This window comes from Modestobacter sp. L9-4 (assembly GCF_019112525.1).
Classification (GTDB): Bacteria; Actinomycetota; Actinomycetes; order Mycobacteriales; family Geodermatophilaceae; genus Modestobacter.
The window spans coordinates 3,219,323-3,234,453 of sequence record NZ_CP077800.1 but is presented as its reverse complement, the minus strand read 5'-3'; the positions used below and the strand labels follow the sequence as shown (position 1 = coordinate 3,234,453).

General features: G+C 75.6%; 14 protein-coding genes. 9 read left to right on the top strand and 5 right to left on the bottom strand.

Annotated features, from left to right (window positions below):
* The first annotated feature begins 6 nt into the window (after window positions 1-6).
* Window positions 7-1,119 carry a spore photoproduct lyase family protein gene (locus KUM42_RS15275; RefSeq protein ID WP_237493379.1) on the top strand — a complete coding sequence of 371 codons (1,113 nt, stop codon included), beginning with the start codon at window positions 7-9 and terminating at the stop codon, window positions 1,117-1,119.
* A complete protein-coding gene (locus KUM42_RS15270; protein WP_237493378.1) occupies window positions 1,119-2,144 on the top strand; it encodes an MsnO8 family LLM class oxidoreductase in 1,026 nt (341 codons plus the stop codon). Before KUM42_RS15275 ends, KUM42_RS15270 begins: the two co-directional genes overlap by 1 nt.
* A gap of 7 nt (window positions 2,145-2,151) precedes the next feature.
* Here the strand turns inward: KUM42_RS15270 and KUM42_RS15265 are convergent, their stop codons facing one another.
* Window positions 2,152-3,114: an App1 family protein gene (locus KUM42_RS15265; RefSeq protein ID WP_237493377.1), complete on the bottom strand. Its 963-nt coding sequence runs from the start codon at window positions 3,112-3,114 to the stop codon at window positions 2,152-2,154.
* Window positions 3,115-3,250: 136 nt separating this feature from the next.
* On the opposite strand from KUM42_RS15265, the gene KUM42_RS15260 reads away from it, so the two are divergent.
* From KUM42_RS15260 to KUM42_RS15235, 6 genes are all read left to right on the top strand, one after another.
* Window positions 3,251-4,165 (top strand): ABC transporter ATP-binding protein, encoded by a 915-nt coding sequence (locus tag KUM42_RS15260; RefSeq protein ID WP_237493376.1) that lies wholly within the window; start codon window positions 3,251-3,253, stop codon window positions 4,163-4,165.
* Window positions 4,162-5,181: an ABC transporter permease subunit gene (locus KUM42_RS15255; RefSeq protein WP_237493375.1), complete on the top strand. Its 1,020-nt coding sequence runs from the start codon at window positions 4,162-4,164 to the stop codon at window positions 5,179-5,181. Before KUM42_RS15260 ends, KUM42_RS15255 begins: the two co-directional genes overlap by 4 nt.
* A gap of 58 nt (window positions 5,182-5,239) precedes the next feature.
* Complete coding sequence (locus tag KUM42_RS15250; protein WP_237493374.1) at window positions 5,240-5,719, top strand: GNAT family N-acetyltransferase; 480 nt, start codon at window positions 5,240-5,242, stop codon at window positions 5,717-5,719.
* Window positions 5,720-5,786: 67 nt separating this feature from the next.
* A complete protein-coding gene (locus KUM42_RS15245) occupies window positions 5,787-6,671 on the top strand; it encodes a polysaccharide deacetylase family protein (RefSeq protein ID WP_237493373.1) in 885 nt (294 codons plus the stop codon).
* Window positions 6,672-6,720: 49 nt separating this feature from the next.
* Window positions 6,721-8,214, top strand: a complete 1,494-nt coding sequence (locus KUM42_RS15240; protein ID WP_237493372.1) for an NAD(P)/FAD-dependent oxidoreductase — start codon at window positions 6,721-6,723, stop codon at window positions 8,212-8,214.
* A 77-nt stretch (window positions 8,215-8,291) separates the two neighbouring features.
* On the top strand, window positions 8,292-10,451 hold the full coding sequence (locus KUM42_RS15235; protein WP_237493371.1) for a beta-glucosidase: 2,160 nt from the start codon (window positions 8,292-8,294) through the stop codon (window positions 10,449-10,451).
* 21 nt (window positions 10,452-10,472) lie between these two features.
* Here KUM42_RS15235 and KUM42_RS15230 read toward each other — a convergent pair whose 3' ends face one another.
* On the bottom strand, window positions 10,473-11,468 hold the full coding sequence (locus KUM42_RS15230) for an AraC family transcriptional regulator (protein ID WP_237493370.1): 996 nt from the start codon (window positions 11,466-11,468) through the stop codon (window positions 10,473-10,475).
* 15 nt (window positions 11,469-11,483) lie between these two features.
* Here KUM42_RS15230 and KUM42_RS15225 point away from each other — a divergent pair, with 15 nt between their 5' ends.
* Window positions 11,484-12,416 carry an SDR family NAD(P)-dependent oxidoreductase gene (locus KUM42_RS15225; RefSeq protein WP_237493369.1) on the top strand — a complete coding sequence of 311 codons (933 nt, stop codon included), beginning with the start codon at window positions 11,484-11,486 and terminating at the stop codon, window positions 12,414-12,416.
* A 4-nt stretch (window positions 12,417-12,420) separates the two neighbouring features.
* Here KUM42_RS15225 and KUM42_RS15220 read toward each other — a convergent pair whose 3' ends face one another.
* The 3 genes from KUM42_RS15220 to KUM42_RS15210 form a co-directional block, all read right to left on the bottom strand.
* Window positions 12,421-13,248 (bottom strand): ABC transporter permease subunit, encoded by an 828-nt coding sequence (locus tag KUM42_RS15220; protein WP_237493368.1) that lies wholly within the window; start codon window positions 13,246-13,248, stop codon window positions 12,421-12,423.
* A complete protein-coding gene (locus KUM42_RS15215) occupies window positions 13,245-14,174 on the bottom strand; it encodes an ABC transporter ATP-binding protein (RefSeq protein ID WP_237493367.1) in 930 nt (309 codons plus the stop codon). The genes KUM42_RS15220 and KUM42_RS15215 overlap by 4 nt, the downstream gene beginning before the upstream one ends.
* Window positions 14,175-14,348: 174 nt before the next feature.
* Window positions 14,349-15,101 carry a hypothetical protein gene (locus tag KUM42_RS15210; protein WP_237493366.1) on the bottom strand — a complete coding sequence of 251 codons (753 nt, stop codon included), beginning with the start codon at window positions 15,099-15,101 and terminating at the stop codon, window positions 14,349-14,351.
* Between the last annotated feature and the right edge of the window lie 30 nt (window positions 15,102-15,131).

The following is a 15,131-nucleotide window of genomic DNA, read 5'->3' as shown; positions in this document are numbered from 1 at the left end:
CCTCCTGTGACCGACGCGCTGACGCTCTTCGACGACCTGGAGCCGGTCGAGGTACCGGTCGACAGCCGCCTGCTCCAGGTGCGCACCGTCTACACCGAGCCCGCCGCCGCTGCCTCCCCCCGCGGCCGGCAGGTGCTGGCCCGGTTCCCCGGCGCCGAGGTGGTCGAGGTGCCCTCGCACTGGCAGATCCCCGACCTGCACGGCAACGAGGGCAACGTCGAGCGCTGGGTGCGGGTCAAGACCGAGACGCTGGTGCTCGGGGTCAAGAAGGGCGTGGCCGTGCGCCCCAACGGCCGGTCGGCGGACTTCATCGCCCCCTCCACCGCCAACGGCTGCGCGATGGCCTGCGCCTACTGCTACGTGCCGCGGCGCAAGGGCTACGCCAACCCGATCACGGTCTTCACCAACATCGACCAGATCACCCGGGCGGTGGTCCGCCACGTCGACCGGCAGGGCGTGAAGCCCGAGCCCAACGAGTGCGACCCGTTCGACTGGGTCTACGACCTCGGCGAGAACAGCGACTGCTCGGTCGACGCGCTGGTCAGCGACAACGTCGCCGACCTGATCGCCACCTTCCGCACGCTGCCCACGGCCAAGGCGTCCTTCGCGACCAAGTTCGTCAACCGGCAGCTGCTCGACCTGGACCCGCAGGGCCGCACCCGGGTGCGCTTCTCCCTCATGCCCGACGCCGACGCCAAGCTCCTCGACGTCCGCACCAGCCGCATCGACGAGCGGATCGACGCGATCGACGACTTCGTCGAGGCCGGCTACGAGGTGCACCTCAACTTCTCCCCCGTCGTGCTGCGCGACGGCTGGGAGGCGGACTGGACGGAGCTGCTGCGCCGACTGGACGACGAGCTGTCCGAGGCCACCAAGGCCCAGGCGGCCACCGAGATCATTATGCTGACCCACAACGAGCAGCTGCACGAGGTCAACCTCGGCTGGCACCCGCAGGCCGAGGAGGCGCTCTGGCGACCGGAGCTGCAGCAGCCCAAGGTCAGCCAGAACGGCATGCTCAACGTCCGCTACCGCAACGACGTCAAGCGCGCCGGGGTCGACCGGCTGCAGCAGCTCATCGCCCGGCACGCCCCGTGGCTGCGGGTCCGGTACGCGTTCTGATGCCCGTCCTGTCGTTGCTCGACCGCTCGCGGACCCGCGCCGGTGAGCCCGAGCCCGCGGCCCTGACCGGCACGGTCGACCGCGCCGTCCGGGCCGAGCAGCTGGGCTACGCGCGGTTCTGGGTCGCCGAGCACCACGGCGTCCCGGGCGTCGCCGGATCCGCACCGGCGGTGCTGCTGGCCGCCATCGCCGGCCGGACGACGCGGGTCCGGCTCGGCTCGGCGGGCGTGATGCTGCCGCACCACCAGCCGCTGGTGGTCGCCGAGCAGTTCGCCACCCTGTCGGCCTTCGCCCCCGGCCGGGTCGACCTGGGGCTGGGCCGCTCCCCCGGCTTCACCCCACCGGTGCGCCGCGCACTGCGCTCGGGCGACGAGCCGGACTTCGCCGCCGACCTGTCCGAGCTGCGCGCCTTCCTCACCGGGACGGCGGAGGTGACGATGCACCCGCGCCCGGACGGCGACGTCCCGCTGCACGTGCTGGCCACCGGCCGCGGCCTGGCGGTGGCCGCGGAGCTCGGGCTGCCGGTGGTCGTCGGGGGGCCGCTGCTGGGCGTGGCCGGCGACCCCGGGCCCGGGCTGGCCGCGCTGGCCGCCTACCGCCGCTCCTACCGGCCCAGTGCGCAGGCGCCGGAGCCACGGGTGTCGGTGAGCCTCGACGTCCTGGTCGCCGACACCGCGACCGAGGCCGCCGACCTGCTGCTGCCCGAGGCGTGGGCGATGGCGCAGGCCCGCACGGCCGGTGCCTTCCCGCCGCTCGAGCCGGTGGCCGCGATCCGTGCGCACGACTGGACGGCGCGGCAGCGGCAGTACGTCGAGCAGACCACGGCCGGGGCGATCGCCGGCACCGCCGCCCAGGTGGAGAGCCGGCTCGCCGAGCTGTTCGAGCGCACCGGCGCGGCCGAGCTGGTCGCCTCCAGCAGCACCTTCGACCGCGCTGCCCTGTCCGCCTCGGACGCCGCTCTCGCCGGGCTCCTCGGCCTGCCGGCCGGAGCCCGAGGGGGCCTGCGAGCGGCGGCGGACGGGTAGTCCGACCTCAGCGGGGCAGGGCGGCGGCGAGGGCGTCGCCGTCCCGGCCGTGGACCACCGGCACCTCCCCGAGGTGCTCCACGCGCGCCGCGCCGCCGGTGGTGTCGCGCAGGAGCACCGCGCGCACCCGGTCCGGGTGGGCGCGGGTGAACTCCTCGTACAGCGCGGGGTCGTGCTCGCCGGTGTCGCCGACCAGCGTCCAGCGCACGCCCGGCAGGTCGGCGGCCAGCCGCCGCAGCGAGGCCCGCTTGTGCGCCTGCCCGTCGCGGAACCAGCGCGTGGGCGTCGGCCCCCAGTCGGTGAGCAGCAGCGCGCCCGGCGGGAAGCCGTGCCCCGCCAGAAAGCGGGACAGCGGACCGGCCAGGTTCCACGGCCCGTTGCTCAGGTAGACCACCGGCACGTGCGGCGCCCCCGACGTCAGCTCGCGCAGCAGCCGCACCATCCCCGGCACCGGCTCCCGGCGTCCCATCGGCAGCACGAAGGTGCGCCAGGCGGCCCGCAGCGGGGTGGTGATCCCGGTGACCAGCACCGTGTCGTCGATGTCGCACACCACGCCCCGGGCGGCGTCCGGTGAGGCGAGGTGCACCCTCGCGCTCGCCTCGCGGTCGCCGGCCCGGAGCACCACCGGCAGCGCGCCGGCGTCGGGCAGGTCCAGCGACAGGGTCACGTCGATCAGCCCGTCGTCGTCGCTGAGGACGACGGTGCGCAGCCCCCCGACCTCGACGACCACCTCGGTGCGCGGGCTCTCCAGCGTGAGGAACCGCTGCCAGCCGGGCACCGCGCGGCGCTCGGCCGGCCGGGCGCCCGGCGGCGCCAGCAGCACCCGGCCGAGCACCCGCACCCGGTCGCCGCTGCCGTAGCCGGGGTGGGCGAGGACGGCCGGTGTCCACCCCGCCCGGCGCGCTCCCCGGGAGGCGAGGTCGCGGAGGGCGGCGTCGGCGCGTCGGGCCAGCGCAGGGAGTGGGGGCACCCCGGCAGCCTGCCACCGTGGTCACTCCGGAACGAGATCGGCCAGGACTGGCGGACACGGACGCCAACGGGGCCCACCTGGGCGTGCGCTGTGCCACGGTGCTCCCGACCAGCCCACCCCTCGTCCAGGAGGCCCCGTGCCAGCCGTCGAGATGCACGCGGTGACCAAGACCTACGCCCGCCGCGGGAAGCCGCCCCAGAAGGCGCTGGACGACCTCGAGCTGGTGGTCGAGACCGGCGGTGTGCACGGCTTCCTCGGCCCCAACGGGTCGGGCAAGACGACGTCCATCCGGGTCCTGCTCGGTCTCATCCGCCCCGACGCGGGCGAGGTGCGACTGCTCGGCCGGCCGGTGCCGGCGGGGCTGCCCGAGGTGATCGGCAGCGTCGGCGCCCTGGTCGAGACGCCGCTGTTCTTCCCCGGCTTCTCCGGCCGCCGCAACCTGCGGCTGCTCGCCGAGGCCGCCGGGCTGCCCCGCACGCGGGTCGAGGAGGTGCTGGAGACCGTCGAGCTCCGCGACCGCGCCGACGACCGCTTCAAGGGCTACTCCCTCGGCATGAAGCAGCGCCTCGGCATCGCCGCGGCGCTGCTCAAGGCACCGCAGCTGCTGATCCTGGACGAGCCGAGCAACGGCCTGGACCCGGCCGGCATCCGCGACGTCCGCGAGCTCATCCGCCGGCTCGGCGCCGACGGGTCGACCACCGTGCTGCTCAGCTCGCACCTGCTCACCGAGATCGAGCAGGTCGCCGACCGCGTCTCGATCATGGCCCGCGGCCGCTGCATCGCCACCGGCCCGGTGCACCAGGTGCTCGCCGGCCGCAGCACCGGGGACGTGCGGGTCCGCGTGCCCGACCGCGCCGCGGCCGCCGCCGTGCTCACCGCCGCGGGGTACGCGGTCAGCCCCACCGACGACGGGCTGCTCGTGTCCGCCGTCCCGGCCCCGGGTGAGGTCACCCGGGTGCTCGCCGAACACGGCCACTACCTGGAGGAGCTGACACCGGTGGCAGCAGACCTGGAGAGCGCGTTCCTAGCGCTGACGGCGGAGCCGGCATGAGCGCCGTCCTGACCCCGACCGACGCCCCGGCCACCGTCCCGGCCGGCCGCTTCGGCGGCCTGCTGCGCGCCGAGACCCACCGCTTCACCGCCCGCCGGTTCATCCAGGTGCTGCTCGGGCTGGCCGTGCTCGGCTGGGTCGGCGTCCTCGGGCTGGGCTTCCTCAACTTCGCCTCGACCACCCCCGAGCGGCTGGCCTCGGCCGAGGCCAGCCGGCAGGAGCAGGTCGACCAGCAGGACGTCTACCGGGAGGACTGCCTGGCGAACGCGCCCGCCGGCGTCTCCCCGGACGAGTACTGCGGCCCGCCGCTGGTGGCCGAGGACCTGGAGCTGAAGTACTACATCGACCCGGCTCCCTTCTCCCTCGGTGCGAACGGTGCGGACGGCGCAGTGGCCTTCAGCGCCGCCGCCTCCGTGCTGGCCTTCCTGGTCGCGGCCACCTACGTCGGCGCGGAGTGGTCGAGCCGGTCGATGTCGGCGCTGCTGTTCTGGGAGACCCGGCGTCCACGCGTCATGGGCGCGAAGACGGCGGTCGTCGCCGTCGCGTCGGCGCTGATCGGCGTCGTCGCGCAGCTGTCCTGGCTCGCCCTGGCCGGCATCTGGCAGGCCACGGTCGGCGACGGCGCCGACCTGCCCGACCACTTCTGGTCGACGCTGCTCGGCGCGCAGGGCCGCGGGGTCCTGCTCACCCTCTTCGCCGGGCTGCTCGGCTTCGGCCTGACCAACCTGGTGCGCAACACCGGGGCGGCGCTGGGCGTGGGGTTCGTGTACTTCGCCGTCCTGGAGACCGCGGTGCGGGCCGTCCGGCCGACCTGGCAGCCCTGGCTGCTCACCAACAACGCCGCCGCGCTGGTGATGCCGAAGGGGCTCACGCTCTACACCGGCTACGACCCGATCTCCGGCAACTCCATCGAGTACCAGCTGCAGAACCTGCAGGCCGGGGTGTACATGGCCGTGGTGACCGCGGTCGTGGTGGGCGTGGGCATCGTCCTGTTCAGCCGCCGGGACGTGCACTGAGCCGGGTGCAGGCGCGGACCACCCCGGTCCGCGCCTGCGCCCCTGCCAGGATCGGCTCGTGACCACGCTGCGCCCCGCGACCGTCGAGGACGCCGCCGGCATCGGTCCCTGCCACCTCGCCTGCTGGCAGGAGACCTACGCGGGCCTGCTCTCGCCGGAGTTCTTCGCCACCCGCACGCCCGAGCGGTTCACCGCCAACTGGGCCCGGACGCTGGCCGACCCGGCCACCGCTGCGGTCACCGTCGCGGAGGTGGACGGCGAGGTGGTCGGCTTCGCGCTGGCCGTACCGAGCCGGGACACCCCGCCGGTGCGGGACGAGGAGCTCGCGATGATCTACGTCCGCGCCGCCCACCACGGCAGCGGGCTCGGCCAGGCGCTGCTGGACACGGTCCTCGGTGACCGGCCCGCGTCGCTGTGGGTGGCCGAGGAGAACCCGCGGGCACGGCGGTTCTACCAGCGCAACGGCTTCACCGCCGACGGTGCGCGCACCGTGCTCGAGTCGTGGGAGGGGCTGGCCGAGGTCCGCATGGTGCGCTGACCGGACGGCCCGACGGCGGGCCGGACCGGGAATTGCGCACAGCGCGCCCATCGGACACCGTGGCGCCGTGCGCAGACGTCACTTCCTGGCCGCCGGTGGCGCGCTGTTCCTCACCGCGTGCAGCCGCACCGTCCCGACCCCGGTCGCGGCACCCACGACGTCGGCGCCGCTGCCCACCCCGGCAGCGCCCACCACCAGCGCGGCACCCACCCCGACGCCGACCCCCACCCCGACCCGGGGGACGGCGGCGGAGATCGCGGCCCGCTCCACCGTGCCGGTGCTCTGCTACCACCAGCTGCGCGAGCTCGAGCCGGACGACGGCGAGTACTCCCGGTCCATCACCTTCCCGCCGGCGACGTTCCGGGCGCAGCTGGAGGCGGTCCGCGACGGCGGCCGCACCCCGATCCGGGCAGCAGCACTGCTCGACCACCTGGAGTTCGGCACCCCGCTGCCGGAGAAGCCGGTGCTGCTGACCTTCGACGACGGCTCGGCCGGCCACGCCACGGTGGCCCTGCCGCTGCTGCAGGAGCTGGGCTTCCCGGCGATGTTCTTCCCCATGACGGTCGTGCTGGACAAGCCGAACTGGCTCAGCCGGGACGACCTCCGCCGCCTCGACGCCGCGGGCATGGAGATCGGCGCCCACACCTGGGACCACCAGCGGCTGGACCGGCTCCCCGACGACCAGTGGCACACCCAGCTCGACGAGCCCGCGGCCACGCTGGCGGAGGTCCTCGGGCGCCCGGTCGACGTGATGGCCTACCCCTTCGGCGTCTGGGCCCCGCGCACCCTCCCGCACGTCACCGAGGCGGGGTACCGGGCGGCCTTCCAGCTCGCCGAGGCCGTCGACCCCGAGCAGCCGATGCTCACCATCCGCCGGGTCATGCCCTCCCCCACCTGGGACGGCGACACCCTGCTCGCCCACCTCGACGAGGACTTCACCCCCGGCGCCTGACCCGCCGGCTCCTCCGGGGCACCGGCCGGGGGCGGTTACCGTGGGCGGCATGGCCCGGGTCGTCGTCGTGGGTGCCGGGCTCGGTGGACTCGCGGCGGCCGCACGGCTGGCCGCCGGCGGGCACGCGGTGACCGTGCTGGAGCAGGCACCGCAGGTCGGCGGCAAGCTCGGCTGGTACAGCCGCGACGGCCACGCCTTCGACACCGGCCCCAGCCTGGTGACGCTCCCGCAGGTCCTCGAGGACCTCTTCGCCGACACCGGCGCACCGCTGCGCGACGTCCTCCCCCTGCAGCGGCTGGACCCCGCGGTCGCCTACCGCTTCGCCGACGGGACGACGACCTCGGTCCCCGGCCACCGCGAGCAGATCGCCGACCGGCTGGACGCCGACCTCGGCCCCGGCAGCGGCGCCCAGTGGACCGCGCTGCTCACCCGCGCCGAGGCCATGTGGCGGGCCACCGAGCAGCCCTTCCTCCGCTCCCCGCTGGCCGGTGCCGCGACCCTGGCGAAGCTGGCCCGGCAGACCGCCGACCTGCGCACCATCGCCCCCGGCCGCACGCTGCGCGGGATGGGCGGGCGGTACCTCACCGACCCGCGGCTGCGGATGCTGCTGGACCGCTACGCCACCTACTCCGGCTCCGACCCGCGCCGGGCACCCGCCGCGCTGCTCACCGTGCCGTGGGTCGAGCAGGCCTTCGGCTCCTGGTACGTCCCCGGCGGGCTGCACCGACTGCCCGCGGCCGTGGCCGACCGCGCCGTCGAGCGGGGCGCGGTGGTCCGCACCGACGCCGCGGTGACCGAGGTGCTCGTGAGCGGTGGCCGGGCGTCGGGGGTGCGGCTGGCCGACGGGGAGGTGGTGCCCGCCGACGTCGTGGTCTGCAATGCCGACGCCGCCGCGCTCTACGGCCGGCTGCTGCCCCCGGCGGCACCGGTGCGCCGGGCCCGGGCCGGGCTGCGGCGGGTCACCCCGTCGTCGTCCGGGCTGGTGCTGCTGCTGGCCCTGCGCGGCCGCACGCCCGGCCTCGCCCACCACACCGTGCTGTTCCCCGACGACTACGACGCCGAGTTCGACGCGCTGTTCGGCCGCCGGGGCCCGAAGCGACCGGTGCACGACCCGACGGTCTACGTCAGCGCCCCCGACGACCCGGCCACCCGCCCGGACGACGACAGCGAGTCGTGGTTCGTGCTGGTCAACGCACCCCGGCACGAGCCCGGCACCGGCGTCGACTGGACCGCGCCCGGCCTGGCCGACGCCGAGGCCGACCGGGTGCTGGGCGTCCTGGCCGCCCGCGGGCTCGACGTCCGCGACCGGGTGCGCTGGCGCGTGGTGCGCACCCCGGCCGACCTCGAGCGGGAGACCGGCAGCGTGGGCGGCTCGATCTACGGCACCTCCAGCAACGGTGCGCGGGCGGCGTTCCTGCGCCCGGCCAACGCCGCACCGCTGCCCGGGCTGTTCCTGGTGGGCGGCTCCGCGCACCCCGGCGGTGGGCTGCCGCTGGTGACCCTGTCCGCGCAGATCGTCGCCGGGCTCGTCGGTCCGGCCTGAGCGCTGCGCCCGCGGGGTGCACCGCTTACGGTCGGACGTACCGGGAGTTCTCGGAACAGCGACGACCAGGGAGCAACGTGAGCACTGACGCTCAGCCCACCACCACCGCCTTCGACGACGCCGTCACCGCGGTCCGCGGCGGCGCGGACCCGGCGGCCGAGGCCACCCGCCTGTACGAGCAGCTGACCCCCGACGAGCAGCTCGGGCTGCTCGACGGCGACTGGCAGTTCTGGGACGGCTTCCTGGCCATGCTCACCGGCGGCTACAACACCGTGCCGATCCCGCACGGGGCGGTGGAGCGGCTCGGCGTCCCGGGCACCCAGTTCGTCGACGGCCCGCGCGGCGCCGTCTCCGGCAACGGCACCGCCTTCCCGGTCTCCATGGCCCGCGGCGCCACCTGGGACGTCGAGCTCGAGGAGCGGATCGGTGACGTCATCGGCCGTGAGGTGCGGGCGGTCGGCGGCAACTTCTTCGGCGGCGTCTGCATCAACCTGCTGCGCCACCCCGCCTGGGGCCGCGCGCAGGAGACCTACGGCGACGACCCGCACCACCTCGGCGAGATGGGCGCCGCCCTCGTGCGCGGCACCCAGCGGTACGTGATGGCCTGCGCCAAGCACTACGCGCTCAACTCGATGGAGAACGCCCGCTTCACGGTCGACGTCACCATCGACGACGAGACGCTGCACGACGTCTACCTGCCGCACTTCAAGCGCACCGTCGACGAGGGCGTCGCGGCGATCATGAGCGCCTACAACTCGGTCAACGGCGAGTGGGCCGGGCAGAACCGGTACCTGCTCACCACCGTGCTGCGCGACCAGTGGCGCTGGGACGGGATCACCGTCAGCGACTTCATCTGGGGCCTGCGCGACGCCGGCGCCTCGCTGGAGGCCGGGCTGGACCTGGAGGAGCCGTTCACCCAGCAGCGCGGCCAGCACCTGCGCGGGCAGCTGGAGGACGGGACGGCGTCCTGGGACAGCGTGCGGCGCTCCGGCGTCCGGATGATCGCGGCGATGCTGCGCTCGTACGCCACCCGCACCGACGGCGAGTTCACCCCCGCGCTCATGGCCGGTGACGAGGCCCGCGCGCTGGCCCGCGAGGCGGCCACCCGCGCCATGGTGCTGCTGCGCAACGAGCCGGTCGACGGCGCTCCCCTGCTGCCGCTGGACCCGGCGACGGTCACCTCGATCGCGGTCATCGGCCGGCTGGCCACCGCGGGCAACATGGGCGACCACGGCTCCTCCGACGTCCGCGCGCCCAGCAGCAGCACCCCGCTCGACGGCATCACCGCCGCGTTCCCCGGCGCCCGGGTCACCCTGGTGGAGGACGACGACCCGGCGGCTGCCGCAGCAGCGGCCGCCGACGCCGACGTGGCGATCGTGGTCGCCGGCTTCGACGCCGAGGACGAGGGCGAGTACGTCGGCCCGGACACCATGACCGACCCGGCGCTGGTGGCGCTCTACCCGCCGCGCCCGGACGGCGTGCAGGCCACCGGCGACGAGGTCGTGATGACCGCCGGCGAGGGCTTCGGCGGCGACCGCTCCTCGCTGCGCCTGCGCCCGGTGGACGAGCAGGTCATCGCGGCCACCGTCGCGGCCAACCCGCGCACCGTGGTGACGATGGTGGCGGCCGGCCCGGTGCTGACCGAGGAGTGGCGCCAGCGCGTTCCGGCGATCGTGCTGATGTGGTACGCCGGGATGGAGGGCGGCGTGGCCCTGGCCGACGTCCTCACCGGTGCCGCCGAGCCCTCGGGCCGGCTGCCGTTCTCGGTGCCCACCAGCGAGGAGCACCTGCCCTTCTTCGACGTTGACGCCACCGCGATCACCTACGACCGCTGGCACGGCCAGCGGCTGCTGGACCGCCTCGGCGTCGAGGCCGCGTACCCGCACGGGTTCGGGCTGTCCTACACGTCGTTCACCATCGGCGAGGTGACCGCGGCCGGGGACACCGTCACCGCCACGGTCACCAACACCGGCGACCGGGACGGCCGGCACGTCGTGCAGGTCTACGGCCGCACCCTGACCGGCGGCTACGCCGGCGAGCGTGCCGTGGTCGGCTTCGCCCCCGTCGCCGTGCCCGCGGGTGGCTCGGTGACCGTCGAGGTCCCCGTCTCCCTGCTGGCGCTGGCCCGCTGGGACGCCGACCGCCGCGAGCGCGTGCTGCCCGAGGTCAGCGACGTCGAGCTCGAGGTCGGCGCCCACGCGCACGACCCGCAGGCCACCGTCCTGCGACTCGCCTGAGCCCTGCCTCCCGTCCCCGGCTCAGGCCGGGGCCGGGAGGCGTCGGCCCGCCTGCAGCCGGTACTGCCGGGGCGAGCTGCCGGTGACCCGCTTGAAGGCGTTGCTCAGCGCGCTCTCCGAGCCGTAGCCGACCGTGCGGGCGATGACGGCCAGGGTGTCCGAGCCGTCCCGCAGCCGCTCGGCCGCCAGCTCGATCCGCCAGCGGGTGAGGTGCTCCAGCGGCCCGTTGCCCAGCGCCCGGCTGAACCGTGCCGCCAGCGTCGACCGCGAGACCGCGGCGGTGGCGGCGAGCTCGGCGACCGTCCACGGGTGCGCGGGCCGGGCGTGCATCGCCCGCAGCGCCGGCGCGACCACCGGGTCGGCCAGCGCGGCGAGCAGCCCCGGCGCGTCCTCGCCGGCGGTGGCCAGGTGCGCCCGCAGCACCTGCACGAGCATCACCAGGACCAGGTGCTCCACGACCAGCCGGGACCCGATCCCCGGGTGCCGCACCTCGCGCTCCAACTGCTGCAGCGACCAGTCCAGCGCGCCCGCCTCCGCCGTCCCGGCCGGCACCCGGACCACCGGGGGCAGGCCGTCGAGCAGCAGGGTGCGCGCCCGGTCCCCGAAGTCGAAGCTGCCGCCCAGGGCCAAGAACTCCTCGCCCGCACCGGCCCGGGCGAGGCCGTCGGCCGCCGCGGCCACGTAGAGCGGGTGGGCCGGCTGCGGTTGCACGGTCAGGTCGCTGCCCACCACGAACGGGCGCGGCCGGGTGACCAGGCAGCAGTCGCCAGTGCCGAGCACGACCGGCTCCGGCTCGCCCTCGACCTGCAGCAGCGCGGTGCCCCGCCGGACGCCGACGAACTTCACCCCGGCCGGCGGCGGGAAGGCGACGGCCCAGTCGCCCCCGGCGACCAGCGGGGCCGACAGCGAGCCGCGCACCCCGAGCAGGCGCAGCACGTCGTCCAACGGGTCCACCGCGATGTCGGACGACGGCGCAACTACGCCGGTCTCCGCAGCATGGGCAGTCCAGCCTGGCACGCAGACCATGGTGGCATGTCCTCCCTCACCACCCCCTTCCCCGCGTCCGCCACCGCCGCCGAGGTGCTCGCCGGCGTCGACCTCACCGGACGCCGCTACCTCGTCACCGGCGGGGCCGGCGGACTGGGCAGGGAGACCGTCCGCGCGCTCGCCGGCGCCGGGGCCGGCGTCACCGTCGCCACCCGCGACCCCGCCGCCGCCGCGGGGCTCACCGCCGAGTTCCCCGCGGTCGACGCCGTCGCCCTCGACCTCGCCGACCCGGCGTCCGTGCGCGCCGTCGTCGCCGGGTGGACCGGCCCGCTCGACGGCCTGGTCGCCAACGCCGGGGTGATGGCGCTGCCCACCCGGCAGCTGACCGCCCAGGGCTGGGAGCTGCAGCTGGCGACGAACTTCCTGGGCCACTTCCAGCTCGCGACCGGGCTGCGCGGTGCGCTCGCGGCAGCCGGTGGCCGCGTCGTCGTCGTGAGCTCCGGCGCCCAGCTGATGGGCGGGGTGGACCTGGACGACCCGCAGTTCGAGCGCCGTCCCTACGACCCGTGGGCGGCCTACGCGCAGTCCAAGACCGCCGACGTGCTGCTCGCCGTGGGCATCTCCCGGCGCTGGGGGGCCGACGGGATCACCGCCAACGCCCTGGCCCCGGGGTGGATCCACACCGACCTGGTCCGGCACCTCGACACCGCCACCATGCAGGCCCTGGGTGCGATGGACGCCGACGGGCAGCTGCTCACCCCCGCCCACTACAAGACCCCCGCGCAGGGCGCCGCCACCACCGTCCTGCTCGCCGCCTCCCCGCTGCTCGCCGGGGTGACCGGCCGCTACTTCGAGGACAACCAGGAGGCCGTGGTCGTGCCGGGCGGGACCGCGTCGGGCAGCGGCATGGTCGCGGACTGGGCGGTCGACCCGGCCGCCGCCGACCGGCTCTGGGAGCTCGCGCTCCGCGCCGGCTGACCGGTCAGGCGTCCCGGCGGCGGAAGACCAGGTGGCCGGCCAGCAGGACGGCGGCGGTCTCGGCGGCGAAGACCGCGAAGCCGGTCCAGGGCGAGAGCGCCACCGGGCTGAACGAGACCGCGGTGGCCACCTGGCTGCCGGCGTTGCCGGGCAGGAGCTTCGCGACCCACTCGCCCCACTCACCGGGCAGCACGTAGGCGAGGTTGCCGATCACCAGCACCAGCGCCATGCCGACGGTCAGCGCGGCGGCGGTGTGCCGGACCAGCAGCCCCAGCCCGAGGGCGAACAGGCCGAGGCCGGCGAGGTAGAGGCCACTGCCGAGCAGCGCGCGGAGCACCCCGTCGTCGGACAGCGCCAGGCCGACGCCCTCGCGGTCGAGGAACCAGTTGCCGCCGAGGTACCCCACCACCGCGGTCACGGTCCCGGCGACGAACAGGACGCCGGTGACCACCAGCGCCTTGGCCGCCAGCACCCGTCCGCGCCGGGGCACCGCGCTCAGCGTCGCCCGGATCATGCCGGTGCCGTACTCGCCGGTGACCACCAGCGTGCCCAGCGCGATCGCGGCCAGCTGGGAGAAGACCAGCCCCCAGGTGAGGAACGACCCGGCGGCCTCCCCCGCCTCGCCGCTGGCGATCTCGGCCGCGGCGGCCCAGCAGACCAGGGTCGTCAGGCCGGCGCCGAGGACGAACAACAGCACCAGCGACCAGCGCGTGGAGCGCACGGTCCAGAACTTGACCCACTCGGCCGCCAGGGCCTCGCGGAACCCGACCCGGTGCACACCGGGCACGTTCCGGCGGGGGTCGAGGTGGACGGTGTCGACGGTGGCGGTCATCGGACGGCCTGCGCTTCCCGGACCCGCGCCCCGGAGGCGTACTCGACGCTGTCGGCGGTGAGGGTCATGAACGCGTCCTCCAGCGAGGAGCGCACCAGGGTCAGCTCCTGCAGGTGGAGTCCGGCGTGCCCGAGCAGCTCGCCCACCCCCGCGGCGTCGCGCCCCTGCACCCGCAGCTCGTCCCCGTGCTGCTCGACGTCCAGGCCCTCGCTGCGCAGCAGCGTCGCGGCCTCGGCGGTGCGCGGGCTGCGCACCCGCACGTGCGAGGCGGCGTGGTCGGCGATGAACTCGCTCATCGAGCAGTCGGCGAGCATCCGCCCGCGGCCGACGACGAGCAGGTGGTCGGCGGTCAGCGCCATCTCCGACATCAGGTGGCTGGACACCAGCACGGCGCGGCCCTGGCCGGCCAGCTCCCGGGCCAGGTTGCGCACCCAGCGGATGCCCTCGGGGTCCAGGCCGTTGACCGGCTCGTCCAGGACGACGACCGGTGGCTCACCGAGCAGTGCGACGGCGATGCCCAGCCGCTGGCCCATGCCCAGGGAGAACCGGCCCACGCGCTGGTCGGCCACCGACTCCAGGCCGACCAGGTCGAGGACCTCGTCGATGCGGGTGCGCGGGATGCCGTTGCTGGCCGCCAGCCAGCGCAGGTGGTCGCGGGCGGTGCGGCCCGGGTGCAGCGCGCGGGCCTCCAGGAGGGCGCCCACCTCGCGCAGCGGTGCGGGTGAGTGGGCGTAGGAGCGTCCGTTGACGGTGACGCTGCCCGCGGTGGGGCGGTCGAGTCCGACCAGCATGCGCATCGTCGTGGACTTGCCGGCACCGTTGGGCCCGAGGAAGCCGGTGACCCGGCCGGGCTCGACGGTGAAGCTCAGGTGGTCGACGGCGGTCACGTCGCCGTAGGTCTTGGTGAGGCCGCGGGCGACGATCATCGCCGGTCCCGGGAGCGCTGACGGGGTGTGGTGTCCATGCCGACGAGCCTGGCGACGCGCTCTCGTCGGGACCATCAGGGAGGGCCCCCAGCCGACCCTGATCCGGCCCCGACGGGGTCACCCTGACCGCCACCCGGGGTGTCGGTCAGGGCGCCCCGTGCCGAGGCGTGCGGTTCAGGCGCCGGGAGCCGGGAGGGTGGGCGGGGCGGGGCGGTCGCCACCGTGCTCTGCGCTCGCGGCGGCGAACAGCCGGACGGACGCCCAGCCGACGACCCCGGCCAGCAGCCAGAAGCCGAGGGTCTCCCCGGTGCTCCAGACCTCGGAGAGGAAGAAGGGGGCCAGGGCACCGACGACGCCCAGCAGCCCGACCGGCCACGGGAGGACCCCGGCCCGCGCGAGGGCCACCGCGAACAGCGCCCAGCCGAGGTGGAACCCCAGGAGGGTCAGCACCGTCATGACGCCGAGTGGCGCCGCTGCCTCCAGTCGTGTGTAGGCCTCGGCGAGCTCCGGGGAGACCGGACCGTCGCCGGCGACGGCCACCCCCTCCCCGTGCGACTCCCCGAAGCTGAACAGCGCGACCAGCCCGGCGCCCAGCAGCAGCGTCGCCACGCCGACGAACGCGGCGCCGCGACCGGCCGCCAGCCGGGCCCGCCAGGCGAGCACGCCGGGCAGCTGCAGCAGCGCCGTGGCCATGAGCAGCAGTGCCCACGCCGTCCACGTCCCCGGCGCCTCGGTGAACTCCTGCAGCAGCCCGGCCGCCCCGTCGGCACCGCCGCGCGGGTGGACCGTCTCGGCCACGGCCATCGTGAGCGCACCGGCGGCCAGGGCGACCGCAGCCGCCCGATGGCGCCGGTCGCGGCGGCCCGGTCGCAGCCGGCCGGACGGTGCCGGCGGGGTGGAGACCTGGGCAGGGGGATGGACGGACACGGGGACCTCCGGTGGCATCGGACGGTGTCG

What these genes read in the sequence shown, in the direction of transcription:
- KUM42_RS15270 (WP_237493378.1), top strand. Translation starts at nt 1,119, where the DNA reads ATGCCCGTCCTGTCGTTGCTCGACCGCTCGCGGACCCGCGCCGGTGAG.
- KUM42_RS15255 (WP_237493375.1), top strand. Translation starts at nt 4,162, where the DNA reads ATGAGCGCCGTCCTGACCCCGACCGACGCCCCGGCCACCGTCCCGGCC.
- KUM42_RS15240 (WP_237493372.1), top strand. Translation starts at nt 6,721, where the DNA reads ATGGCCCGGGTCGTCGTCGTGGGTGCCGGGCTCGGTGGACTCGCGGCG.
- KUM42_RS15225 (WP_237493369.1), top strand. Translation starts at nt 11,484, where the DNA reads ATGTCCTCCCTCACCACCCCCTTCCCCGCGTCCGCCACCGCCGCCGAG.
- KUM42_RS15220 (WP_237493368.1), bottom strand. Translation starts at nt 13,248, where the DNA reads ATGACCGCCACCGTCGACACCGTCCACCTCGACCCCCGCCGGAACGTG.
- KUM42_RS15215 (WP_237493367.1), bottom strand. Translation starts at nt 14,174, where the DNA reads ATGATCGTCGCCCGCGGCCTCACCAAGACCTACGGCGACGTGACCGCC.